General features: G+C 66.1%; 23 protein-coding genes. 11 read left to right on the top strand and 12 right to left on the bottom strand.

The window, feature by feature from the left end; genetic code table 11:
• Position 1: 1 nt before the first annotated feature.
• Positions 2-2,746, bottom strand: coding sequence for a type I DNA topoisomerase (gene topA, locus XH83_RS14755; protein ID WP_194407684.1), 2,745 nt, complete (start codon positions 2,744-2,746; stop codon positions 2-4).
• A gap of 310 nt (positions 2,747-3,056) precedes the next feature.
• On the opposite strand from topA, the gene XH83_RS14760 reads away from it, so the two are divergent.
• On the top strand, positions 3,057-3,212 hold the full coding sequence (locus XH83_RS14760) for a hypothetical protein (RefSeq protein WP_246776467.1): 156 nt from the start codon (positions 3,057-3,059) through the stop codon (positions 3,210-3,212).
• Between the two features lie 43 nt (positions 3,213-3,255).
• Here the strand turns inward: XH83_RS14760 and XH83_RS14765 are convergent, their stop codons facing one another.
• Entirely contained in the window at positions 3,256-3,810 is a 555-nt protein-coding gene (locus tag XH83_RS14765; protein ID WP_194407686.1) for a flavodoxin family protein, read from the bottom strand.
• 88 nt (positions 3,811-3,898) lie between these two features.
• Positions 3,899-4,366 carry a helix-turn-helix domain-containing protein gene (locus XH83_RS14770; protein ID WP_194407687.1) on the bottom strand — a complete coding sequence of 156 codons (468 nt, stop codon included), beginning with the start codon at positions 4,364-4,366 and terminating at the stop codon, positions 3,899-3,901.
• Between the two features lie 122 nt (positions 4,367-4,488).
• Here XH83_RS14770 and XH83_RS14775 point away from each other — a divergent pair, with 122 nt between their 5' ends.
• Entirely contained in the window at positions 4,489-5,262 is a 774-nt protein-coding gene (locus XH83_RS14775) for an SDR family oxidoreductase (RefSeq protein ID WP_194407688.1), read from the top strand.
• 175 nt (positions 5,263-5,437) lie between these two features.
• Complete coding sequence (locus XH83_RS14780) at positions 5,438-5,620, top strand: hypothetical protein (RefSeq protein WP_194407689.1); 183 nt, start codon at positions 5,438-5,440, stop codon at positions 5,618-5,620.
• A gap of 58 nt (positions 5,621-5,678) precedes the next feature.
• Here the strand turns inward: XH83_RS14780 and XH83_RS14785 are convergent, their stop codons facing one another.
• Positions 5,679-6,287, bottom strand: coding sequence for an FMN-dependent NADH-azoreductase (locus XH83_RS14785; RefSeq protein WP_194407690.1), 609 nt, complete (start codon positions 6,285-6,287; stop codon positions 5,679-5,681).
• 83 nt (positions 6,288-6,370) lie between these two features.
• Between XH83_RS14785 and XH83_RS14790 the strand changes: the two genes are divergently transcribed.
• Positions 6,371-6,781, top strand: coding sequence for a helix-turn-helix domain-containing protein (locus XH83_RS14790; RefSeq protein ID WP_194407691.1), 411 nt, complete (start codon positions 6,371-6,373; stop codon positions 6,779-6,781).
• Here XH83_RS14790 and dprA read toward each other — a convergent pair.
• The gene (gene dprA / locus XH83_RS14795) at positions 6,778-7,920 is read right to left on the bottom strand and encodes a DNA-processing protein DprA (protein ID WP_194407692.1); all 1,143 of its coding nucleotides are present in this window, start codon (positions 7,918-7,920) and stop codon (positions 6,778-6,780) included. The two genes, XH83_RS14790 and dprA, sit on opposite strands and share 4 nt — an antisense overlap.
• 91 nt (positions 7,921-8,011) lie before the next feature.
• On the opposite strand from dprA, the gene XH83_RS14800 reads away from it, so the two are divergent.
• Positions 8,012-9,256 carry an amidase gene (locus XH83_RS14800; protein ID WP_194407693.1) on the top strand — a complete coding sequence of 415 codons (1,245 nt, stop codon included), beginning with the start codon at positions 8,012-8,014 and terminating at the stop codon, positions 9,254-9,256.
• On the opposite strand, the gene XH83_RS14805 is transcribed toward XH83_RS14800, so the two are convergent.
• The 4 genes from XH83_RS14805 to XH83_RS14820 all read right to left on the bottom strand — a co-directional run bounded on the left by XH83_RS14805 (position 9,248) and on the right by XH83_RS14820 (position 13,478).
• Positions 9,248-10,435: a patatin-like phospholipase family protein gene (locus XH83_RS14805; protein WP_194407694.1), complete on the bottom strand. Its 1,188-nt coding sequence runs from the start codon at positions 10,433-10,435 to the stop codon at positions 9,248-9,250. The genes XH83_RS14800 and XH83_RS14805 overlap by 9 nt on opposite strands.
• 162 nt (positions 10,436-10,597) lie before the next feature.
• The gene (plsY, locus tag XH83_RS14810; protein ID WP_194407695.1) at positions 10,598-11,194 is read right to left on the bottom strand and encodes a glycerol-3-phosphate 1-O-acyltransferase PlsY; all 597 of its coding nucleotides are present in this window, start codon (positions 11,192-11,194) and stop codon (positions 10,598-10,600) included.
• Between the two features lie 29 nt (positions 11,195-11,223).
• Positions 11,224-12,525, bottom strand: coding sequence for a dihydroorotase (locus tag XH83_RS14815; protein WP_194408268.1), 1,302 nt, complete (start codon positions 12,523-12,525; stop codon positions 11,224-11,226).
• A gap of 5 nt (positions 12,526-12,530) precedes the next feature.
• Positions 12,531-13,478, bottom strand: a complete 948-nt coding sequence (locus XH83_RS14820; RefSeq protein ID WP_194407696.1) for an aspartate carbamoyltransferase catalytic subunit — start codon at positions 13,476-13,478, stop codon at positions 12,531-12,533.
• A gap of 186 nt (positions 13,479-13,664) precedes the next feature.
• Between XH83_RS14820 and XH83_RS14825 the strand changes: the two genes are divergently transcribed.
• Genes XH83_RS14825 through XH83_RS14835 form a run of 3 tightly spaced genes read left to right on the top strand, consistent with a single transcriptional unit; the run spans position 13,665 to position 16,874 of the window.
• A complete protein-coding gene (locus XH83_RS14825) occupies positions 13,665-14,423 on the top strand; it encodes a M15 family metallopeptidase (protein ID WP_194407697.1) in 759 nt (252 codons plus the stop codon).
• A gap of 19 nt (positions 14,424-14,442) precedes the next feature.
• Positions 14,443-16,086 carry an isovaleryl-CoA dehydrogenase gene (locus XH83_RS14830; protein WP_194407698.1) on the top strand — a complete coding sequence of 548 codons (1,644 nt, stop codon included), beginning with the start codon at positions 14,443-14,445 and terminating at the stop codon, positions 16,084-16,086.
• A 23-nt stretch (positions 16,087-16,109) separates the two neighbouring features.
• Positions 16,110-16,874, top strand: coding sequence for a CPBP family intramembrane glutamic endopeptidase (locus XH83_RS14835; RefSeq protein ID WP_194408269.1), 765 nt, complete (start codon positions 16,110-16,112; stop codon positions 16,872-16,874).
• Here XH83_RS14835 and XH83_RS14840 read toward each other — a convergent pair.
• Positions 16,871-17,794: an AEC family transporter gene (locus XH83_RS14840; protein WP_194407699.1), complete on the bottom strand. Its 924-nt coding sequence runs from the start codon at positions 17,792-17,794 to the stop codon at positions 16,871-16,873. The genes XH83_RS14835 and XH83_RS14840 overlap by 4 nt on opposite strands.
• A 3-nt stretch (positions 17,795-17,797) precedes the next feature.
• Positions 17,798-18,283, bottom strand: a complete 486-nt coding sequence (ruvX, locus tag XH83_RS14845) for a Holliday junction resolvase RuvX (RefSeq protein WP_194407700.1) — start codon at positions 18,281-18,283, stop codon at positions 17,798-17,800.
• A 45-nt stretch (positions 18,284-18,328) separates the two neighbouring features.
• Here ruvX and XH83_RS14850 point away from each other — a divergent pair, with 45 nt between their 5' ends.
• Positions 18,329-18,544, top strand: coding sequence for a hypothetical protein (locus XH83_RS14850; protein WP_194407701.1), 216 nt, complete (start codon positions 18,329-18,331; stop codon positions 18,542-18,544).
• On the opposite strand, the gene XH83_RS14855 is transcribed toward XH83_RS14850, so the two are convergent.
• On the bottom strand, positions 18,531-19,421 hold the full coding sequence (locus XH83_RS14855; protein ID WP_194407702.1) for a LysR family transcriptional regulator: 891 nt from the start codon (positions 19,419-19,421) through the stop codon (positions 18,531-18,533). The genes XH83_RS14850 and XH83_RS14855 overlap by 14 nt on opposite strands.
• Before the next feature lie 95 nt (positions 19,422-19,516).
• On the opposite strand from XH83_RS14855, the gene XH83_RS14860 reads away from it, so the two are divergent.
• Both XH83_RS14860 and XH83_RS14865 read left to right on the top strand, forming a co-directional pair.
• Positions 19,517-20,551 carry a nitronate monooxygenase family protein gene (locus tag XH83_RS14860; RefSeq protein WP_194407703.1) on the top strand — a complete coding sequence of 345 codons (1,035 nt, stop codon included), beginning with the start codon at positions 19,517-19,519 and terminating at the stop codon, positions 20,549-20,551.
• A 114-nt stretch (positions 20,552-20,665) separates the two neighbouring features.
• Positions 20,666-21,742 carry a nitronate monooxygenase family protein gene (locus XH83_RS14865; RefSeq protein WP_194407704.1) on the top strand — a complete coding sequence of 359 codons (1,077 nt, stop codon included), beginning with the start codon at positions 20,666-20,668 and terminating at the stop codon, positions 21,740-21,742.
• Positions 21,743-21,768 lie beyond the last annotated feature (26 nt).

A 21,768-nucleotide genomic window follows, 5' to 3' on the forward strand; every position in this document is an offset into this window, starting at 1 on the left:
TCTAATTGGTGCCGGCACTCTTCTTGGCCGGAGCCTTGGCAGCGGCCTTGGTCGGCGACGTCTTTGCGGTCGACGACACGGCGGCGCGCGCCTTGCTGGTGGATTCGGTTTTCGATTTGGCCGCCTTCTTCGCGGCCGGTTTCTTTGGCTTGGGCGGGATGTCCTCGCCATCCGCAGCCTTCGCTGCGGTCTTCTTGGTCTTGGTCGGCTTGGCGGCCTTCTTGGCCTTCGCTTTTCCGCCGCCCTTGGCCGCGCGCTCGTCGATCAGTGCGATCGCCTGGGCGAGCGTGACGGTGTCCTTTTCGAACTCGGCCGGGATCGTCGCGTTGACGCCGCCTGCGGTGACATAGGCGCCGTAACGGCCGCTCTTCACGGTGACGGTGCCGAGGCTCGGATGATCGCCGATCGCCTTGCCGGGGTCGGCGCCGAAGCGCCGGCTCGGGCCCTTGGCGACCTTCTCTGCGATGAGTGTGACCGCGCGGTTGAGGCCGATGTCGAACACCTCGTCGCCGCTCTCGAGGCTGGCATAGGTCTTCTCGTGCTTCACGAACGGCCCGAAGCGGCCGAGGCCCGCCGTGATCGGCTGGCCTGTCTCCGGATGTTTTCCGATTTCGCGCGGCAGCGACAAGAGCTTCAGCGCAAGCTCGAGCTCGACATCGCCGGGCGAGGTGCCCTTCGGGATGCCGGCGCGCTTGGGTTTCTCGCCTTCCTCGTAGTCCTTCTGCTCACCGAGCTGGATGTAGGGGCCGAAGCGGCCGGCCTTCACCCAGACATCGCGCCCCGTATCGGGATCCTGGCCGAGCGAACGGTCGGCGGTCTGCTCGCTGTCGGCGGCGAGCTGACGGGTGTAGCGGCATTCCGGATAGTTCGAGCAGCCGACGAAGGCGCCGAACTTGCCGGCCTTCAGGTTGAGCCGGCCGGTGCCGCAGCTCGGGCACTGCCTGATGTCGCCGCCATCCGCGCGGGGCGGATAGATGTGCTGGCCCAACATGTCGTCGAGCACGTCCAGCACCTGCGCGACGCGCAGCTCCTTGATGTCATCGACGGCGCCGATGAATCCGGTCCAGAAATCCTTCAGCACCTGCTGCCAGGAGATCTCGTTGTTGGAGATGCGGTCGAGCTGCTCTTCGAGCGAGGCCGTGAAATCGTACTCGACGTAGCGGGCAAAGAAGCTTTCGAGGAAGGCGACCACGACGCGGCCCTTGTCCTCGCCGTGCAGACGCTTCTTCTCGAGCTTGACGTAGCCGCGGTCCTTCAGGACCTGGAGGATCGAGGCATAGGTCGAGGGACGGCCGATGCCGAGCTCTTCCATGCGCTTGACCAGCGATGCTTCCGAGAAGCGCGGTGGCGGCTCGGTGAAATGCTGGGTGACGGAGAGCGACTGCCGCTTCAAGGCGTCGTTCGGGCTCATTGCGGGCAGGCGGCGGGAGTCTTCGTCCTCCTCGTCGTCGCGGCCTTCCTGGTAGAGCGCGAGGAAGCCGTCGAACTTGACGACCTGGCCGGTGGCGCGCAGCTCCAGCGTGCGGGAGCCGGCCTTCGCGGTGATGTCGACGGTGGTGCGCTCGAGCTCGGCCGATTCCATCTGGCTCGCGATGGTGCGCTTCCAGATCAGCTCATAGAGCCTCGCCTGGTCGGCATCGAGCTTGCGGCTCATGCTGTCGGGGCGGCGCGACATGTCGGTCGGGCGGATCGCTTCGTGCGCTTCCTGGGCGTTCTTGGCCTTGGCCTGATACTGCCGGGGGGCGTCCGGCACGTAGGCGTTGCCGTAATCCTCGCCGATCACCTTGCGGGCCTGGGTGATCGCCTCGGGGGCGATCTGCACGCCGTCGGTACGCATATAAGTAATGAGTCCGGTGGTCTCGCCGCCGATGTCGATGCCCTCATAGAGGCGCTGGGCGATGCGCATGGTGTGCGCCGGCGCAAAGCCGTATTTTCGGCTGGCCTCCTGCTGCAGCGTCGAGGTGGTGAAGGGCGCCTGCGGATTGCGCCGGGCGGGCTTCGCATCGACCGCGGTGACTGCGTAGCTGGCCGCTTCCAGCGCCTTCTTGAAGTCTTCGGCTTCCGCGCCGGTGCCGATGTCGAGGCGCTGGATCTTCTTGCCGTCGGCGCCGACGAGGCGGGCCTCGAAGGCATCGCCGCGCGGGGTGAGCAGGGTCGCGATCAGCGACCAATATTCACGTGCGACGAACTTCTCGATCTCGAGCTCGCGGTCGCAGACGAGGCGCAGCGCCACCGACTGCACGCGACCGGCGGAGCGGGCGCCCGGCAGCTTGCGCCACAGCACGGGGGAGAGGGTGAAGCCGACCAGATAGTCCAGCGCTCGGCGCGCCATGTAGGCGTCGACCAGCGCGCCGTCGATCTCGCGCGGATGCTTCATCGCGTCCGTGACGGCCTGCTTGGTGATGGCGTTGAACACCACGCGCTCGATCTTCTGATCTTTCAGCGCGCGCTTCTCCTTCATCACCTCCAGCACGTGCCAGGAGATGGCCTCGCCCTCGCGATCAGGGTCGGTCGCCAGAATCAGACGGTCGGCGCCCTTCAGGGACTTTGCGATATCGTTGAGCCGGCTAGCCGCCTTGGGGTCGACCTCCCAGATCATCTTGAAATTGGCGTCGGGATCGACGGAACCGTTCTTCGCCGGCAGGTCGCGGACATGGCCGAACGAGGCCAGAACCTCATAGGACGAGCCCAAATACTTGTTGATCGTCTTGGCTTTCGCCGGCGACTCCACAATGACGATATTCATGTAGTTCCAGTAACTTACGGGAAAATTTGGGGCCGAAAACGAAAGGACTCGGGTCGGCCGTTTCGCCCCGAACATGGGTGGTGAGGCCTCCGCTGTCAAATCGAGGGCTGTTGAAAGCCCGCGGAATGGGAAAAGTTTCATATCGAGAAAGTTGTAAAATACCACCTTGGAGTTGCGGTCGCTATCGGCGTAATGTTTCTGCGGGGCATGGATTCGGGGTGGGCTGGTGACTAGGCCGGGAAAGAAACGGGCGCGCACCGCTATCGGTGCGCCGGGAGGCTCGCGTCACGAGGAACCGGGGGAAGGCGGCGTGGACGAGGCCGTCGCCTTCATCGCCGAGCAGGTCGGCGCGTTGCGCAAGCTCGCCGAGCGTCACAAGCTGGACGTGCTCCATTATCTGTTGGGCATGACCAAGCTCGAAGCCGACGAGCATTTGAGGCTGCGGAGCAAGCGCAAGCTGTCGTGAGAACTCATTGATTGCGTCACTGCGCTCGCAATGACCGGCGTGGTCAGCCGTTGCGGCTCGCCATCTTGGCCAGTCGCCCGCCGAGATATTCGCCGGTGCTGAGGTCGCTTTGCGGCAAGGCGCCGTCGATCATGTGGGCCGCTAGTCCAAGCTGGCTGCCCAGGCGATTGCGACCGGCTGGATCCTCTCCGCCCGGAATATCCAACCCGCACCAGAGCATGCCGTGCTGAGCAGCCAGAATGGAGAAGTAAGTCAACGTGTGGAGTTGATCGCCCCCGGCGAGAGCGCCCGTGGTGAAGCCGGCTGCGAATTTGTTGGCCCATCGCTGCTGGGTCCAGCGGTCGCTTGAAGCGTCTGCGAAGGCTTTGAATTGCGCCGCTGCTCCGCCCATGTAGGTCGGGCTGCCAAAGGCAACCGCGTCGGCCCGGTCGATCGTCTGCAACAAACCATCATTCCGGAAGCGGCCTGACACGATGTCGTCGCCGGCGATCCGACAAAGTGCGATCTCCGCCATCCCGGCCGCACCGCGCGCCACCGCATGTGCGAGTTTCTCGGTGGTGCCGGAGATGGAAAAATAGACGATGGCGAGCAGGGGCATGGTGGCGCCGCTTGGGATGTCTGGCCATCTTTGACGCCGTCGAGATTTTGCACAAGTCCCACCACGGCGTGGCGGTAGTCGTGTGCTATCACGCTGACCGCCGCCGCGGCGCGGATCGCGGCTTCAGGGTGGTCTCCGCCGGACTCAGCAGCCGCCCGTCCTCCGACCGCAGCTCCAGCTTCTTCACCGGGTGCCCTTTCTCGCGATCCACCAAAAGGGTCGCAATCTCCTCGGGGTGGTCGTCGAACTCTTCGCTCCATTGCCGCAGCGCCACCAGGATCGGGAAGGTGCCGCGGCCCTTCGGCGTCAGCACATATTCCTGATACGCGCTGCCGTCGGAGGCGGGGGCGGTGGCCAGAATGCCGTGGTCGACCAGCGAACGCAGCCGCACCGACAAGATGTTCTTGGCCATGCCGAGCTTGTTCTGAAACTCGCCGAAGCGGCGCAGGCCGAACAGCGCCTCGCGGATGATCAGCAGCGACCACCAATCGCCGATCGCCTCCAGCGAGCGCGCGATCGGGCAGGCATCGCCCTCGAAGCTCGTTCGTTTCACCATCGTTCCCGGTCCTGTCGCGTTCGCACGATCCGAACGCCGATCACGCGCTTGTGTGGTTGCATCATAAAACCATAGGCCCTAGATGGCAATCTGGTTTTATGATGCAACCACTGGAGGCGAATGTGAGACTGACGAACAAGACGGCCCTGATCACCGGCGGCAATAGCGGCATCGGCCTTGCGACCGCAAAACTGTTCGTGGCCGAGGGCGCCAAGGTGGTGATCACCGGGCGCAACACGGAGACGCTGGAGGTCGCTGCGAAGGAGCTCGGGCCGAACGCGCTCGCGCTCGCCGCCGATGCCACCGACATCGCCGCGACCGAAGCTGCGATCAAGCAGGGCTCCGAAAAGTTCGGCAAGTTCGACATCGTGTTCGCCAATGCCGGCATCGCCGGCGGCACGCCGCTGGGGTCGGCCACGCTCGACGTCTTCGAGAAGGTCATCAGCACCAACCTGACCGGCGTGTTCTTCACGGTGCAGTCGGCGCTGCCCTATCTCAACGACAACGCCTCGATCATCCTCAACGGCTCGGTGATCTCGGTGCTCGGCATTCCCGGCTATTCGGCCTATGGAGCCGCCAAGGCTGGCGTGCGGGCGATGGCGCGGATCATGGCGTCGGAGCTGTCGCCGCGCGGCATTCGCGTCAACGTGGTCGCGCCTGGTGCGATTCGCACCCCGATCTGGGGACCTGCGACCGCGACGCCGGAAGCCGAGAAGGCGTTCGAGAAGCGGATTGCGCTGACGACGCCGCTCGGGCGCATTGGCGAAACGGATCACGTCGCGAAGACGGTGCTGTTCCTCGCCTCGGACGATTCTGCACATGTGCAGGGCCAGGAGATCTTCGTCGACGGCGGCGCGGTGGCATCGCCGAGCGGCGCGCCGATCTATCGCGGCTGATCAAATGAAGTGAAAATTGAATCGGTCGGCGCGACCGCCGCGGTTGCGCCGACCGGTGCCTGCATCTCCATAGCTGTATTTTCGTGAACCTTGCGTGAGGCGTTGAACCTTCGCGTGGTCTACCAAGACATTTTTACGGGCAGGGGTCACAAGACTCATTTTCAGGGAGCCCGTGATGCCAAAGGCAGCTCGCATTTTTCCGTCGATTTCAACACCGCGTATTTACACCGAAGATTCCACAGTTTCCGCCGGTCGTTCCGGCGCTTCCGAGTTGATCGGAGTGGCTCTTTTCGCCGGCATCGGCCTGTTCATATCGCTCGTCGCCGTCATCCTGGGAATTCAGGGCGCCTGGTTTTAGCTTCGCCGACAAGTCAGCCGCCGCCGGAGTCCGGCAGCGGCTGGTGTCGATGTGAATCTTACGCGGCGCGCAGGCTGGTGGCCGCCTGAAGCGCGCTGGCGATCGACTTCTCGCGATGCTCCGGTCCGACCTGGATGCCGTCGGCGATAATGAATTCGGGAGTTTGGATGCCCATGAAGCCGAAGACGCCGCGCAAGTAGGTTTCAAGGTGCTCCAGCGCCGCAGCGGGCGAGCCCGCGCCATAATAGCCGCCCCTCGAGATCGCGACGATCACGCGCTTGGCGCCGGCGAGGCCCTGCGGCCCGTTCGCGTCATTTTTGAACGTCTTCCCCGCAACGAGAACGCGGTCGATCCAGGCCTTGAGCTGGCTGGGGATCGTAAAATTGTACATGGGCGCGCCGATCACGACGATGTCGGCCGCCAGGAACTCGTCCAGCGCCGCCGCGCTCGCGGCAAGGTCGGGGCCGAGTTCCGCCGGTGCGGGCGCGCCCTGCGCAGCCGCCAAATGCGAGCCGGAGAGGTGAGCGAGCGGGGTCTGGGTCAGGTCGCGATAGACCACTTCCAGCGAGGGCGTCGCCTGGCGTAGCCGGTCGACGATGGCGGCGGAGACCTGCCGGGAGACCGAGTGGGGGCCGAGGACGCTGGAGTCGAGATGGAGGAGTTTCATTTGGGATCACCCTGGTATAAGTTTGTAACCAGAGCTACATGAGTGACTATCAAAATCCCCGCAAGAACGCACCTTTTTGAGCCATGGGCACATCTTTGGAACCGACACACACGGAATTGCCTGCCCCGCAGGCACCTCATCCGGATCATGCCGACTGCCGCGGCGTGGCCTCGGTGCTCGCGCGCGTCGGGGACAAATGGAGTGTGTTCGTCATCATGAACCTGAGCGACGGGCCGAAGCGCTTCAACGAGCTCAAGCGCATGATCAGCGGCATCTCGCAGCGGATGCTGACCCTGACGCTCCGCGGGCTGGAGCGTGACGGCCTCGTCACGCGCACGATCTTCCCGACCATTCCGCCGCGCGTGGACTACGAGCTGACCGATCTCGGCCGCGGCCTGCAGCAGCCGGTGAAGGCGCTCGGACAGTGGGCCATGGACCATCTGATGCAGATCGAGGCTGCACGGACGCGGTTCGATAAGCGCAACGACAGCTAGAGCAGGGACACCAATCCGCCGCCGTGGCGTTCGAGCTTTCCGGCGAGCTCGAGCTCCAGCAGCACCGTGCGCACGATCGCGGGCGAGGCGCCGGACATCCGCACGAGATCGTCGATCGAGATTGGCGCCGGGCCGAGCAGGCCTGTGATCTGGTCGCGGTCGTGGCCTTGCGGATCGCTCTCGAACGGCTCGCTGTCCGGCTCGCCCGCAGGGATCATCAGCGGCCGCTCCATGATCGGCTGCACTGCATTGATGATGTCGGCAGCTTCGGTGACCAGCGTCGCGCCCTGCTTGATCAGATCGTTGGCGCCGGCAGCGCGCGGATCGAGCGGCGAGCCTGGCACCGCGAACACCTCGCGGCCCTGTTCGGCGGCCATGCGCGCGGTGATCAGCGAGCCCGAGCGGTGCGCCGCCTCCACCACGACCACGCCGAGCGAAGCGCCCGAGATCAGCCGGTTGCGGCGAGGGAAATCACGGGCGCGCGGCTCATGGCCGAGCGGCATCTCGGAGATCGCAGCGCCCGCGTGATCGAGAATTGCCGTGAGCAGATCGCCATGCTCGGGCGGATAGATGCAGTCATGTCCACCTGCGAGCACGGCGATGGTGCCGCTCGCGACGCTGGCGCGGTGTGCGGCCTGGTCGACGCCGCGCGCCAGCCCGGAGATGACGACGAAGCCGGCCTCGCCGAGCTCATGCGCCAGGAGACCTGCGAATTTCAACCCGGCGCCGGAGGCGTTGCGCGAACCGACGATCGCGATCATCGGACGCATCAGGCTCTTGCTGTCGCCGCGCACCGCGAGCAGCGGCGGCGCATCGTCGATCATCGCCAGCCGTGAGGGATAACCGTCCTCGCCAGGCGCAAGCCAGGCGATGCCGAATTTGCGGCTTGCGGCAAGCTCGGCCCTGGCTTCATCTGCGCTGCAGATGCGCCCAGACCGCTGCGCGCCGCCGCGTCGCGCCAGATCAGGCAGCCGCTCCAATGCCGCGCGCGCCGTGCCGAAATGATCGACCAGCGAACCGAAGGTACGCGGGCCCACATTGTCGGAGCGGATCAGCCGCAGGCGGTCGATCCGCTCGGCCTCGGTCAGCTCTACGCTCGGATTGATGGCGTCCACGGCGTCTCCTTGTGGGGGCAGCATGGAACAACCTGAGGGCGTTACGCAACAGCGACGTGCGCTTGCGCGGCCTCATCGCGATGCTAAAAGCGATGCCAATAAGAAGGGTTTTGCCATGATCTCACTCGCCGACCTGCAGCGCCGCATTGAAGCCGGCGAGTTGTCGCCCGATGCCGCGATCGCCCAATCGCATGCGGCGATCGAGGCCAAGGAGAAGGACGTCCGCGCCTTCGTCCGTCACGACAAGGCTGCGAAGGCGCAAGGCTCGGGCCCGCTGCGCGGCATCGCGGTTGGCATCAAGGACATCATCGACACCGCCGACATGCCGACCGAGATGGGCTCGGAGATCTATCGCGGCTGGCAGCCGCGCGCCGATGCGGCCGTCGTGATGATGCTGAAGCGGGCGGGCGCCACCATCATCGGCAAGACCACGACCACGGCATTTGCCTCGCGCGATCCGACCCCAACGCTCAATCCGCACAATCCCGGCCATTCGCCGGGCGGCTCGTCCTCGGGCTCGGCGGCCGCCGTCGGCGCCGGCATGATCCCGCTGGCGCTGGGCACCCAGACCGGCGGCTCGGTGATCCGGCCCGCGGCCTATTGCGGGACCGCCGCGATCAAGCCCTCGTTCCGTATGCTGCCGACGGTGGGCGTGAAGTGTTATTCGTGGGCACTCGACACGGTCGGCCTGTTCGGCGCGCGTGCGGAGGATCTTGCGCGCGGACTCCTGGCGATGACAGGCCGTACCGAATTCTCCGGCATCGTTCCGGCGAAGGCACCGCGCATCGGCGTGGTCAGGCAGGAGTTTGCAGGCAGCGTCGAGCCGGCGGCCGAAGAGGGCTTGCTGGCCGCGGTCAAGGCGGCGGAGCGCGCCGGTGCCAGCGTGCAGGCCATCGACCTGCCCGGGGCGGTGCAGGAGGCCTGGCGCATCCACCCCATCGTCCAGGATTTCGAGGCGCATCGCGCGCTGGCTTGGGAGTTTTCCGAGCGTCACGACGAGATCGCGCCGATGCTGCGGGCGAGCCTCGATGCGACGGCCCATCTGACGCCGAAAGAATATGACGAGGCCCGCCGGATCAGCCGTCGGGGCCGCCGCGAACTCGGCGAATTGTTCGAGGGCATCGATGTGCTCCTGACCTATTCGGCGCCGGGCACCGCGCCGGCCAAAGCGCTCGCGACCACAGGCGATCCCCGCTACAACCGGCTCTGGACCTTGATGGGCAATCCTTGCGTCAACGTGCCGGTGCTGAAGGCGGGTGGCCTGCCGATCGGTGTGCAGGTGATCGCACGCTTTGGCAACGACGCGCGCGCGCTCGCGACGGCGTGGTTCCTGGAGGAAGCGCTGGCGAAGTCAGGTTAGCGCGGGCTCGGGAGCGGCGAGGGTCTGTGCAGACGCGGAAGGCGGCGCGGCGGTCTTGGCATCTTGCCCGAGCCAGCGCTCGGCGGCTGCGCGGCCGCTCCGGTACAGCAGCCGGATGAAGCCGCGGCCGAGATCGGTCGATGAGCGCTGCGCCAGGCCGTCAATGGAGTCTTCGGCCGCGATGCGGGTGAGCCGCAGCGACGATGCCGCGTGCGATTGGGCCCATGTGATCGCCGCAATCTCGGCATTGAGCGCAGCGTTGGCCGCGATCTGGTCGAGCCGGCGGTCGATCGCGGCGAGGGTGATCGGCACATAGCTGTCGCGCGCCGGCGTGACCTGGACGAGCAGGACGTCGGACGTCGTCGTCTCCTGCGCGAGGCGCAGCAGGGGCGGATTGCCGCCGAAGCCGCCGTCCCAATAGGCCTCGCCGTCGATCTCGACGGCGCAGTGAACCAGCGGCGGACAGGTCGAGGCCAGCGCGACGTCGGCGGTCACAGCGTCGTTGCGGAAGATCTGCTGCTGTCCGTCGCGGATCCGCGTCGCTGCGATCAGGAGTCTTGGTGCGTTCGGATCGCTCAGCGCCGCGAAATTGATGTCGCGCGACAGTGCCTGCCTGAGCGGATCGAGATCGACCGGATCGAACTGGCCGGAGCGCAGCGTCGGACCAAACGCGACCGAGCTTCCCGCCGGCGAGAAACCGCCGACCAGCATCAGCGAGCGGAACGAGGCCTCGTGCATCAAGCGGAGCCAGAACCGGCTCAGCCGGCTGCGCGCGGCTTCACGGCCGCTTTCGGCAAGACCGGAGGCGAGGAGGAGTGCATTGATGGCCCCGGCGCTGGCGCCGCTGATCGTGTCGATCTCGATCGGCTCTTCCAGCAGCCGCTCCAGCACGCCCCAGGTGAAGGCGGCAAAGGTGCCGCCGCCCTGCAGGGCCAGCGAGAGTCTTCGCGGCGGCCATTGACCGGGGCGCGTCTGCTCAACTCGCGCAGCGGTCGTTACGACCTCCATCGGCGCAGGCGCCGGCACAACGGGGGCGGGCGCCGAAACGGACGCGGGCTTTGGCGGTGGAGGCGGCGGCGCGGGCGCATCGGACCAGATGGAGGTCGCCGACAGCAGCCGGCTTGCCGCAGTGCCCTGCGAACCACCGTCATCCCGCGTGCCGTCAATCTTCTCGCTCATTCTGAGCAACCGCGTAACGCCATTTGCCCTGTCAGGATGACAGGCGTGGAACCTGTACGCCACTCCCTGCCGCGAGTCAGCGGCGAGTTGCGAACAGGATTTGACATATAATGCAGAGAGGGGCTTCGGTATCCGTAGATGCCCTGGCTGTCGTCGGCGCGACTACGCCTTCTCGCCGATCCGGCTTTCCTTGCCCGCTTGCAGCCGCTTGATGTTCTCGCGATGCGCGTAGAACATCAGCAGCGTCAGCACCGCGAACAATGCTGCGAGTGCGAGGTGCCCGAACCACCACAGGAAGACCGGCGTGATGAACGCCGCCACCAGTGCCGACAGCGACGAGTAGCGGGTAGTGAAGGCGGTCGCGAGCCAGAGCAGGCAGAACACCACCATGCCGGGCCAGAACAGGCCGAGCAGGACGCCGATATAGGTCGCGACGCCCTTGCCGCCCTTGAACTTGAGCCAGACCGGGAAGAGATGGCCGAGGAAGGCACCGAGCCCGGCCACCATGGCGGCATTGGGCCCTGCGAGGTAGCCGGCGATCACCACGGCGGCGGTGCCCTTGAGCGCATCGAGCAACAGGGTGCCGGCGGCAAGGCCCTTGCTCCCGGTGCGCAGCACATTGGTGGCGCCGATGCTGCCGGAGCCGATCGAGCGGATATCCTGCGTGCCCGCGAGCCGGGTCAGGACGAGGCCGAACGGAATCGAGCCGAGCAGATAGCCGATGACGAAGGCCACCGGCAGGAAGGCTTCAAGCCCCATGACGGAAGCTCCAAAGGCTGGATTTCAGGTCAGACATGCTCGTACACCGTGCGGCCGCCGACAATGGTGCGCACCACGCGGCCTGTAAAGCGGGCCTCGTCGAACGGGGTGTTCTTGCAGGGCGATTTGAGGTCGGCGGGATCGACCACCCAGGGTACGTCGGGGTCGATCACGATGACGTCGGCCGGGCTGCCGGCGCGCAGGGTTCCGCCAGGCAGGCCGAGCAGCTCGGCCGGGCGGGTCGACATCGCGCGGATCAGCGTCTTCAGGTCCATCTCGCCATTGTGCACGAGGCGCAGGCCCGCCGGCAGCATGGTCTCGAGGCCGACGGCGCCCGGGGCCGCTTCGGCGAACGGCAGGCGCTTGACCTCGACGTCCTGCGGATTGTGGTCGGACATGATGACGTCGAGCAGGCCGGAGGCCACCGCGGCCACCAGCGCGCTGCGGTGGTCCTCGCTGCGCAGCGGGGGCGACAGCTTCAGGAAGGAACGGTAGGGGCCGATGTCGTTCTCGTTCAGCGCCAGATGGTTGATCGAGACCGAGGCGCTGACGGCGAGCCCGGCATCGCGGGCGCGCTGCAGGATGTCGAGGGAGTCGATGCAGCTCAGCGAGGCAGCGTGATAGCGGCCGCCGGTCAGGGCGACGAGGCGCATGTCGCGTTCGAGGATGACGGCTTCGGCGGCACTCGGGATGCCCATCAGGCCGAGGCGCGATGCGAACTCGCCTTCGTTCATCACGCCTTCGCCGACGAGATCGGGGTCCTCGGTGAAGTGCACGATCAGCGCGTCGAAATCGCGCGCATAGGTCAGCGCGCGACGCATCACCTGCGCATTGGTCACGCTTCTGGTGGTATCGCTGAAGGCGATCGCGCCTGCGGCCTTGAGCAGGCCGAACTCGGTCATCTCCTGGCCGTGCATGCCCTTGGTGAGGGCGGCCATCGGCTGGATGTTGACGATCGCGGTGTCGCGGGCGCGGCGCATCACGAAATCGACCGTCGCCGAATTGTCGATCACCGGCGACGTATCGGGCTGGCAGATGATGGTGGTGATGCCGCCGGTCGCGGCGGCCTGGCTGGCGGTGGCAAAGGTCTCGCGATGGCTGAAGCCGGGTTCGCCGACGAAGGCGCGCATGTCGACGAGGCCGGGCGCGACGATCTTGCCGGAGCAGTTGACGATGTCGGTGCCCTCGGGGACGCCGGCCGCGCCAATGCCGCGGCGGGTCTCGCGGATGGTGCCGTCGGCAATCAGGACGTCGCCGACACCGTCGAAATCCCTGGAGGGATCGACGACGCGGGCGTTGGCGAGCAGGATGGGGCGGCGATCGGTCAACATCGGCATCACGCGTTCGGCAGGTTACGGGCGAGCGCTTCCAGCACCGCCATGCGCACGGCGACGCCCATCTCCACCTGTTCGCGGATCAGGGACTGCGCGCCGTCGGCCACGATCGAGTCGATCTCGACGCCGCGGTTCATGGGGCCGGGATGCATCACGAGGGCGTCCGGCTTGGCGTAGGCGAGCTTCTTCTGGTCGAGCCCGAAATAATGGAAATATTCGGACGACGACGGCACGAAGGAGCCGTTCATGCGCTCGCGCTGCAGCCGCAGCATCATGACGATGTCGGCGCCGTTGAGACCCTCGCGCATGTCGCGCGCGACCTCGACGCCCATCCGCTCGATGCCGGGCGGCAGCAGCGTGGAGGGACCGACCACGCGGACGCGGGCGCCCATGGTGTTGAGCAAGATGATGTTGGAGCGGGCAACGCGCGAATGCAGCACGTCGCCGCAGATCGCGACCACGAGCCCCTCGATGCGGCCCTTGTTGCGGCGGATGGTGAGCGCGTCGAGCAGCGCCTGGGTCGGATGCTCATGCGCGCCGTCGCCGGCATTGATCACGGAACCGTCAACCTTGCGTGCCAGCAGTTCCACCGCGCCGGAGGCGTGATGGCGCATCACCAGGATGTCCGGGTGCATGGCGTTCAGCGTCATCGCGGTGTCGATCAGCGTCTCGCCCTTCTTGATGGACGAGGAGGCGACCGACATGTTCATGACGTCCGCGCCGAGCCGCTTGCCCGCGAGCTCGAACGAGGACTGGGTCCGGGTGGAGGCCTCGAAGAAGAGGTTCACCTGCGTCCGTCCCCGCAGGACGGTGCGCTTCTTGTCAACCTGGCGGTTGAGCTCGACATATTCTTCGGACAGGTCGAGCAGGCCGGTGATGTCGGCCGCGGAGAGGCCCTCGATGCCCAGCAAATGCCGGTGGCCGAGGACGAAGGTCGATTTCGATGTCATTAAAACGAGAGCTATAGGCGTGGACGGCGGGGTGGGCAAGGGCCAATGCCGGGGCGGGGAGTTATCCCCTGATCTGTCGGTTTGTCCTCTCCGTCATGCCCGGGCTTGTCCCGGGCATCCACGTTCTTGCACTGTGGCCGCAGAAAGGTCGTGGATGGCCGGGACAAGCCCGGCCATGACGTGTGGATGGATATTGTGAAATCAGTTCGAATTGCGATCGTCGTTGTCTTTGCTGCCTCATCCGCCCACGCCCAATCGCTCCCCGGCGATTTCGTTTATTTGCGCGACATCGACCCCAGCATCATCCAGGACATCCGCTACGCCACATCCAACAATTTCGTCGGCCGTCCGCTCGCCGGCTACAATGCGGGTGAATGCGTGGTGAAGCGCGAAGTCGGGCTGCGGCTGAAGGCGGTGCAGCAGGAGCTCACCGCGCAAAATCTCTCGCTCAAGATGTTCGACTGCTACCGGCCGGCGCGGGCCTCGCTCGACATGGTCAAGTGGTCTCAGAACGGTCACGAGACCGCCGCCGGGCGGCGCTACAATCCGAAGATCCCGAAGACCGAGCTGTTCCGCCTCGGCTACATCGCCAGCCGCTCGCAGCATTCCACCGGTGCGGCGCTCGATTTGACCTTGGTCGATCTGAAAGCTGACAACTCCGCCAAATACGACCCATCAAGGACCTATGCCGATTGCACCGCGCCGGTCGAAGCGCGCGCCCCCGAAGGCAGTGTCGACATGGGGACCGGCTACGACTGTACCGACACGAAGGGCCATACTGCGGCACCATCGATCACGCCGGAGCAGCGCAGCTGGCGCAAGCGGCTGGTGGCTGCGATGGCCAGGCAAGGCTTTGTGAACTATTCGAAAGAGTGGTGGCATTTTTCCCTGCCGGGGGCCGGTGGAGCGGCCTATGATTTCCCGATCCAGCCGCGGCGGAACTGATTCCGCGCCGAGGAACCTGATGACGCAGCCGAGCTTTGCGACCCACGAGGTCTTCAATCAGTCACCGCCGTTCGAGGAAATCGACCTGTTCACGGTGGACCGGCCGCTGGTCGATGCGGTGAAGGCCAATGGCGGTGCGGCGGCGGAGCGCGAGCTCTCTGCATTCGGCAAGCAATGGGGCTCGGCGGCGATGGCCGATCGCGGTCGCCTCGCAAACGAGAACACGCCGAAGCTGCGCACTTTCGACGCAAAAGGCAATCGCCGCGACCAGGTCGAGTTTCACCCGGCCTATCACGAGCTCATGGCGCACAGCGCGCATGCCGGCGTGCACAATTCGACATGGACGGCGGACGGAAAGCCCGCGGGCGATGCCGCTGAAGTCATTCGTGCGGCCAAATTCTACATGGCCGCGCAGGTCGAGACCGGCCATCTCTGCCCGATCACGATGACGCGCGCCTCGGTCGGTGCGCTGGCGATGCAGCCGGATCTGCTGGCGCGCGTGATGCCGGTGCTGTCGAGCAGGAGTTACGACCCGAGCTTTGCACCGTGGTGGCAGAAGCGCGGCATGACGCTCGGCATGGGCATGACCGAGAAGCAGGGCGGCACCGACGTGCGCTCCAACATGACGCGCGCGGTGCGCGAGGGCGATGCCTATCGCATCACCGGCCATAAATGGTTCATGTCGGCGCCGATGTGCGATGCCTTCCTGGTGCTGGCGCAGGCCGAGCAGGGGCTGACCTGCTTCTTCATGCCGCGCTTTGCACCCGACGGTTCCGTGAATGCGATCCAGTTCCAGCGGCTGAAGGAGAAGCTCGGCAACCGCTCCAATGCGTCGTCCGAAGTCGAATTCGTCGGCGCCTATGCGCAAGCGGTTGGCGAGGAGGGCAAGGGCATCCGGACCATCATCCAGATGGTGCAGCTGACGCGGCAGGATTGCGCGATCGCCTCCGTCGGCCTGATGCGCTCGGGGCTGGCGCACGCGCTACATCACGCCCGTCACCGCAGCGTGTTCCAGAAGCATCTGGCCGATCAGCCCCTGATGCAGGCCGTGCTGTCGGACATGGCGCTGCATGTCGAGGCGAGCACGGCGCTGATCATGCGACTCTGCCGCGCCTTCGACCGCACGCCGCACGATGCGGCGGAGGCGGCCTATATGCGGCTGCTCACGCCGGCGATCAAATACTGGACTTGCAAGAGCGCGCCGCCGTTCCTCTATGAGGCCATGGAGTGCCTCGGCGGCAATGGCTATGTCGAGGACGGCATTCTGGCGCGGCACTACAGGGAGTCGCCGGTCAACGCGATCTGGGAAGGCTCGGGCAACGTGATGTGCCTCGACGTGCTCCGCGCACTCTCGCGCGAGCCGGAGGCGGCGACGGCCGTGCTGCAATCGTTGGCGGCCGAGACGAAGGGTTTGCCGGGGGCGGGGGATGCGGTCGGCTTCATCGGCAAGACCTTCCGCCGCGCCGATGGCGAACGCATGGCGCGGCTTGCCGTCGAGAAGCTCGCTCTGCTGGCCGCGGCTGCGGCGCTGAACGGCGTGTCGCCGCGCCATGCCGAATTGTTCGCGGCGACGCGGCTCGCCACTAACCACGCCAGCATGTACGGCGCGGTCGAGCTGGAGAGCGCCGAGGTCCGCGCGCTGCTGGATCGGGCGCTGCCGTGAGTCTTCCAAACGAAAGCGTCTTGATGGACTCCCTCGATCCCGACCGTCCCCCGCTGACCGTGGCGCCAGCGACGCCACGCGTCTGGAAGTTCTGGGGCACGGCCCTGTGGGGCCTCTTCATCTTCGTCGCGATGTTCGTCGGACAGATCGGCGCCGTCGTCCTGCTGGTGGCGCAGCGTGGTCTGCCCATGGACTTCGCCTCGCTCCAGCTCGTCGGCCACGAGCCCCAGACGCTTGCGCTCTCGGTCGTCATGGGCCTGCCGGCGACGCTTCTGGCAGTGTGGCTCGCCATCGCCATCAAGAAGGCTTCCTTCATCGATTATCTCGCCCTGCACTGGCCGTCCTGGAAGCAGCTCCTGTTCGGCGCTGTCGGCCTCATCCTGATCGTGGTGGTCTGGGAGACGATGTCGCGCGCGCTCGGCCGCGAGGCGACGCCGGGCTTCATGACCGATCTGCTGAAATCCGGCCGCGACAAGGGCGCGGCGCTGTTGCTTCTGTTCGCCTTCAGCGTGGCCGCCCCGATGTCCGAAGAGATCCTGGCGCGCGGCTTCCTCTATCGCGGCTGGTCGGCGAGCTTCCTGCGGGTGCCGGGCGCGATCCTGCTGTCGTCCCTGGCGTGGACCATCGTTCATCTGCAATACGACATGTACTTCCTCGCCGAAGTCTTCACCATCGGTCTGTGGTTCGGCTACATGCGCTATCGCGCGAATTCGCTCTGGCTCACCATCGTGCTGCACGCGCTGAACAATCTGACCGCGGTGGTGCTGACGATGTGGCTGGGGAGTTAGGCCGCCAGCGCGATCGCGATCGGCATCGTGATCGCGGCCAAGATCGTCTGCAGCGTGATGATCTGCGCCAGCAGCGGCGCGTCGCCGCCCATCTGGCGTGCCAGGACATAGGCGCTCGACGAGGTCGGCACCGCCGAGCAGATCGCGACGATCGCCAGGCTTTCGCCCGACAGTCCGAACCAGACGGCGAGAGCGAGGGCGATTGCCGGCATCAGCACCAGCTTGAAGACGACGCCCAGCGCAGCGCCGACGCTCGGCCGCAGCAGGCCTTCGAGATGCAGGCCGGCGCCGGTGACGAGCAGGCCGATCGCGAGCGAGGAGCGGCTGAGCGGGTCGGCCACCTCATGCCAGAGCTTTGGCAGCGGCAAATGGGTAACATTGATGAAGAGCCCGATCGCGCAGGCCCAGATCAGGGGATTGCGAACCACCGTCATGACGATGGTGCGGCCGGATTGCTTTTCGGGCGCTGCGTAATGGGCGAGCACGGCGACGCTGAACACGTTGACGAGCGGGATGATGGCGACCATGGCGACCGAAGCGAGCGCCAGTCCGACATCGCCGAACATGTTGGCGCAGACGGACAGTCCCACGAAGGTCTGCCAGCGGGTCGCGCCCTGGAAGATCGAGGTGAAGGCGGGGCCGTCGATCCCGAGCCGCGCCAGGGCAGGGCGGAGCGCGAGGCAGAGCAGCGACATTGCCAGCGCCGACAGCAGCAGCGCGCCGCCAACGCCGGCGACCGGCACTTTGGAGAGATCGGCTTTCACCAGCGTCTGGATCAGCAGCATCGGAAACAGCACGAAATAGGTCAGCCGCTCCAGCCCGTGCCATTGCGTGTCGAGCCGCATCAGGCTGCGCTTCAGCACGACGCCGAGTACGATGAGGATGAAGACCGGCAGCAGCGCCGCGATGACGACGGCCATCGGTCAGGCGGTCCTTGGACCGAGATTGACGAGACGGTCAAGCGCACCTTGCAGGATGAAGATTGCGGCGTGCTCGTCGATCACCTCGGCACGCTTGGCGCGGCTGACGTCCATGCCGATCAGCTCGCGCTCGACCGCCGCGGTCGAGAGGCGCTCGTCCCACAGGCCGATGGGGAGGGCGGTCAGACCGGCAAGATTGCGGGCGAAGGCGCGGGTGGATTGCGCGCGCGGGCCCTCGCTGCCGTCCATGTTGATGGGAAGGCCGAGCACGAAACCAACCACCCTGCGCTCCGCCGCAATCGACAGCAGCCGGGCGGCGTCCTGCTTGAATTGTTTGCGCTGGATCGTCTCGACGCCGGTCGCAAGCCGCCGATCCGGGTCGGACACGGCAACGCCGATGGTCTTGGTGCCCAAATCGAGCCCGACCAGCGCGCCGCGCGCGGGCCAGTGGGTTGCAGCGTCGACGAGTGGCAGGATAAGAGCCGGCATGTGTAGCGCATATCACGCGTTGCGCCGCGGAGTGAACCCGGAACAATGGATGCGCTGACATTATTCGGCCTGTTCGCCGTCACGGCGATGCTGGTCACTTACGCCATGGAAGACCGCAGCCATTGGTTCGTGCTGCTGTTCGCCGCGTCCTGCGCGCTCGGCTCGGCCTACGGCTTTCTTCAGGGAGCCTGGCCGTTCGGTCTCGTCGAAGCGATCTGGTCCGTCGTGGCGTTGCGGCGATGGCACCTCAGGCCGCGATGACCTCCTCGTCGGTCTTCAGGCAAGCGGCAAAGCCGCTCAGCGCGCTGGCTTGATGTCCGGCGCTTCGTTGGACGAAGAGCGTCTCGACGCGCGCATGCGCGGCGCTGAGCGTGTGGATCGAGACGTTGCCGTTCATGGCGCTGCGTTCGACCACCGCACGCGGCAGCAATGTCACGCCCATGTCGGCGGCGACGCATCCGATCATGCCGTCGAGCGTGCCGAGCTCGAAGCGCGCGGCCGAAGGCCAGCCGTAATCGACGAAGATCTGCTCGAGCCGTTGGCGATAGGTGCAGCCGGTGCGGAACACCAATGCGGTCGGGCCGGATTCCGGCGTGCCGGCGCGCAGCTCGGCGAGCGAAGCCCAGCGCCGCGCGCTGACCAGCACCAGCTCCTCGCGAAAAGCGCTCGTTGCGGTGAGGTCGGCATGCGCGATGGGGCCCGCGACAAAAGCGCCGTCGAGCGCGCCTTCGAGCACGGCTGCGACCAAATCGGCCGTGGGGGCGGTGCGCAAGGAGAGCCGCACGGCGGGAAAGCGGCGATGAAAATCGGCGAGCAGGGGCGGCAGCCGCACCGCTGCAGTCGTTTCCATCGAGCCGATTGCAAGTGGTCCCTTGGGTTCGCCATCGTCGCGCGCGGCAAGCACGGCCTCGTGCGACAGCGCAGCCATCCGCTCTGCATAGGGCAGGAGGCGCTTGCCGGCGCCGGTGAGTGTCATGCCCCGGCTATGGCGTTCGAACAGCGGGGTGCCGATCTCCGCCTCCAGTGCCTTGACGCGCTGGGTGACGTTGGATTGCACGGTATTCAGCTCCTGCGCGGCGCGGGTGATACCGCCGGTGCGGGCCACAATCGCGAAGGTCTGGAGATCGCTTAGTTCCATGGCCCGTTTCTCTTTTGAGATGGCAGCGTTCTGTAGAATTCAATTTTGAAGAATGATATTTGCGCCTAGTCTTCCTGTCCAGAGTGGGAGGACGCATGCCGATTGCCACGCCGCTGACGGAGCTTCTCGGGATCAGGCATCCGATCCTGTCGGCTCCCATGGATACGATCGCGGGCAGTCGGCTGACCCGCGCCGTCAGCGAGGCTGGCGGCTTCGGCATCCTGGGTGGTGGATACGGCGACCCCGTCCGGCTTCGGACGGAAGCCGCAGAGCTGAAGGGCTTTGCGCCGTTCGGGATCGGCTTAATCACCTGGAGCCTGGCCAAGCAGCCCGAGCTGCTCGACATCGCGCTCGACGCTGGTCCTCAGGCCATCATGCTGTCATTCGGCGATCCCGCGCCGTTCGCGCCGCGCATTGCGGCGAGCGGTGCCCGGTTGATCTGCCAGGTGCAGAGCGAGGACATGGCCAGGCAGGCGCTCGATGCCGGCGCGGATATCCTGATCGCACAGGGGACGGAGGCGGGCGGCCATGGCGCATCGCGCACCACGGTCGACATCGTGCCTGCGATCGTCGATCTCGCGGCCGGACGGGTGCCCGTCGTCGCGGCCGGCGGGATCGCCGACGGAAGGGGCCTCGCCGCCATGATGATGCTGGGCGCATCCGCCGTGCTGATCGGCACGCGTTTCTATGCGAGCGTGGAGGCCAATGGCGCGCAGGAGGCCAAGGAACGCATTCGCATGGCGACCGGCAACGACACGGTGCGCGGCGTCGTCGTTGACTGGTCGCGAGGCCTGTTCTGGCCAGCCCCGTTCACGGCACGAACGCTGGTCAACGATCACATCAGGCGCTGGACCGGCCGCGAGGTCGAGCTGATGCAGCGCGTAGATGAGGTCGCTGTGGAATATGCGGCGGCAAAAGCCGCGGGTAATTTCGAGGTTGCCGCAGTCTTTGCCGGCGAGGCAGTCGGGCTGATCCATGATATCCCGCCTGCCGCCGAGATCGTCGAACGGATTGCGACCGAAGCGGAGCAACTGCTGGAAGGAAGACGCAATTCGAGTGCCTTTCCTTCTCCCCTTGTGGGAGAAGGTGGCGCGCAGCGCCGGATGAGGGGTTCTATCCGCGGAGAATAAAGTCCAATCCGAGAAGTTTGCTTCCGCGGATGCAAACCCCTCACCCGTCTCGCCGCTATGCGGCGAGCCACCCTCTCCCACAAGGGGAGAGGGTCAGAACGAGAGAGCAAACCCATGTGGCCTGACCGTCGATTGATCGACCTCTTCAAGACTGAATTTCCCATCGTGCTGGCGCCGATGGCCGGTGTGATGGATGCGGAGCTGGTGATTGCGGCGGCGCAGGGCGGCGCGCTGGGCTCTTTGCCTTGCGCGATGCTGTCGCCGGAGAAGATCCGGGAGCAGGTCGCCACCATCCGCAAGGGCGTGACGGCGCCTGTCAATCTGAACTTCTTCTGCCACACGCCGGTCGAACTCACGCAAGAGGCGGAGGCGCGCTGGAAGCAGCGCCTTGCAGACTACTACCGGCAACACGGCCTCGACCCGGCAGCGCCGGTCAATGCGGCCAACCGGGCACCGTTCGATGAGGCGATGTGCGCGGTTGTGGAAGAGCTGAAGCCGGAAGTCGTCAGCTTCCATTTTGGTCTGCCGGAGAAGGCGCTGCTCGACCGGGTCAGAGCGGCCGGATGTCTCGTGATTGCGTCGGCCACGACGGTGAAGGAGGCCGTCTGGCTCGATCAACGCGGTGTCGATGCCGTGATCGCGCAAGGCGCGGAGGCCGGCGGCCATCGCGGCATGTTCCTGACCGACAAGATCGCGGAGCAACCCGGCAATCTTGCGTTGGTGCCGCAGATCGTCGACGCCGTGAAGGTGCCCGTCATTGCCGCCGGCGGCATCGCGGACGGACGCGGCATCGCCGCGGCCTTCGCGCTCGGTGCCTCCGGCGTGCAGATCGGCAGCGCGTACCTGCGCTGTCCGGAATCCAAGGTGACCGCGGCGGGGCGCGCCGCATTGGCCGAAGGACGCGACGATTCCACCGTCATCACCAATGTCATGACGGGGCGGCCGGCGCGCGGCGTCCAGAATCGGCTGATGCGCGAAGCGGGCCCGATCTCGGCGGATGCGCCGCCGTTCCCCCACGCCGCGACGGCTCTGGCACCGCTCAAGGCGGCAGCCGAGAAGCAGGGCCGCCCGGATTTCACCAATCTCTGGGCTGGACAGGCGATCGCCATGGGCCGGGAGCTTCCCGCGGCCGAATTGACCCGGGATATCGCCAAATCGGCGCTGGCCCGCATGAAAGCGCTGGCCGGCTAAGCCCGCCGGCCGGTTGCGGCGCAAAA

This window comes from Bradyrhizobium sp. CCBAU 53351 (assembly GCF_015291745.1).
Lineage (GTDB): Bacteria > Pseudomonadota > Alphaproteobacteria > Rhizobiales > Xanthobacteraceae > Bradyrhizobium.

Coding starts and splice junctions, on each gene's coding strand:
- XH83_RS14860 (WP_194407703.1), top strand. CDS start 19,517: ATGCCGATTGCCACGCCGCTGACGGAGCTTCTCGGGATCAGGCATCCG.
- XH83_RS14780 (WP_194407689.1), top strand. CDS start 5,438: ATGCCAAAGGCAGCTCGCATTTTTCCGTCGATTTCAACACCGCGTATT.
- XH83_RS14765 (WP_194407686.1), bottom strand. CDS start 3,810: ATGCCCCTGCTCGCCATCGTCTATTTTTCCATCTCCGGCACCACCGAG.
- XH83_RS14855 (WP_194407702.1), bottom strand. CDS start 19,421: ATGGAACTAAGCGATCTCCAGACCTTCGCGATTGTGGCCCGCACCGGC.
- XH83_RS14835 (WP_194408269.1), top strand. CDS start 16,110: ATGGACTCCCTCGATCCCGACCGTCCCCCGCTGACCGTGGCGCCAGCG.
- XH83_RS14790 (WP_194407691.1), top strand. CDS start 6,371: ATGGGCACATCTTTGGAACCGACACACACGGAATTGCCTGCCCCGCAG.
- XH83_RS14800 (WP_194407693.1), top strand. CDS start 8,012: ATGATCTCACTCGCCGACCTGCAGCGCCGCATTGAAGCCGGCGAGTTG.
- dprA (WP_194407692.1), bottom strand. CDS start 7,920: ATGCTGCCCCCACAAGGAGACGCCGTGGACGCCATCAATCCGAGCGTA.
- XH83_RS14825 (WP_194407697.1), top strand. CDS start 13,665: ATGGATATTGTGAAATCAGTTCGAATTGCGATCGTCGTTGTCTTTGCT.
- ruvX (WP_194407700.1), bottom strand. CDS start 18,283: ATGCCGGCTCTTATCCTGCCACTCGTCGACGCTGCAACCCACTGGCCC.
- plsY (WP_194407695.1), bottom strand. CDS start 11,194: ATGGGGCTTGAAGCCTTCCTGCCGGTGGCCTTCGTCATCGGCTATCTG.
- XH83_RS14865 (WP_194407704.1), top strand. CDS start 20,666: ATGTGGCCTGACCGTCGATTGATCGACCTCTTCAAGACTGAATTTCCC.
- XH83_RS14815 (WP_194408268.1), bottom strand. CDS start 12,525: ATGTTGACCGATCGCCGCCCCATCCTGCTCGCCAACGCCCGCGTCGTC.
- XH83_RS14770 (WP_194407687.1), bottom strand. CDS start 4,366: ATGGTGAAACGAACGAGCTTCGAGGGCGATGCCTGCCCGATCGCGCGC.
- XH83_RS14840 (WP_194407699.1), bottom strand. CDS start 17,794: ATGGCCGTCGTCATCGCGGCGCTGCTGCCGGTCTTCATCCTCATCGTA.
- XH83_RS14805 (WP_194407694.1), bottom strand. CDS start 10,435: ATGAGCGAGAAGATTGACGGCACGCGGGATGACGGTGGTTCGCAGGGC.
- XH83_RS14785 (WP_194407690.1), bottom strand. CDS start 6,287: ATGAAACTCCTCCATCTCGACTCCAGCGTCCTCGGCCCCCACTCGGTC.
- XH83_RS14830 (WP_194407698.1), top strand. CDS start 14,443: ATGACGCAGCCGAGCTTTGCGACCCACGAGGTCTTCAATCAGTCACCG.
- XH83_RS14820 (WP_194407696.1), bottom strand. CDS start 13,478: ATGACATCGAAATCGACCTTCGTCCTCGGCCACCGGCATTTGCTGGGC.
- XH83_RS14850 (WP_194407701.1), top strand. CDS start 18,329: ATGGATGCGCTGACATTATTCGGCCTGTTCGCCGTCACGGCGATGCTG.
- topA (WP_194407684.1), bottom strand. CDS start 2,746: ATGAATATCGTCATTGTGGAGTCGCCGGCGAAAGCCAAGACGATCAAC.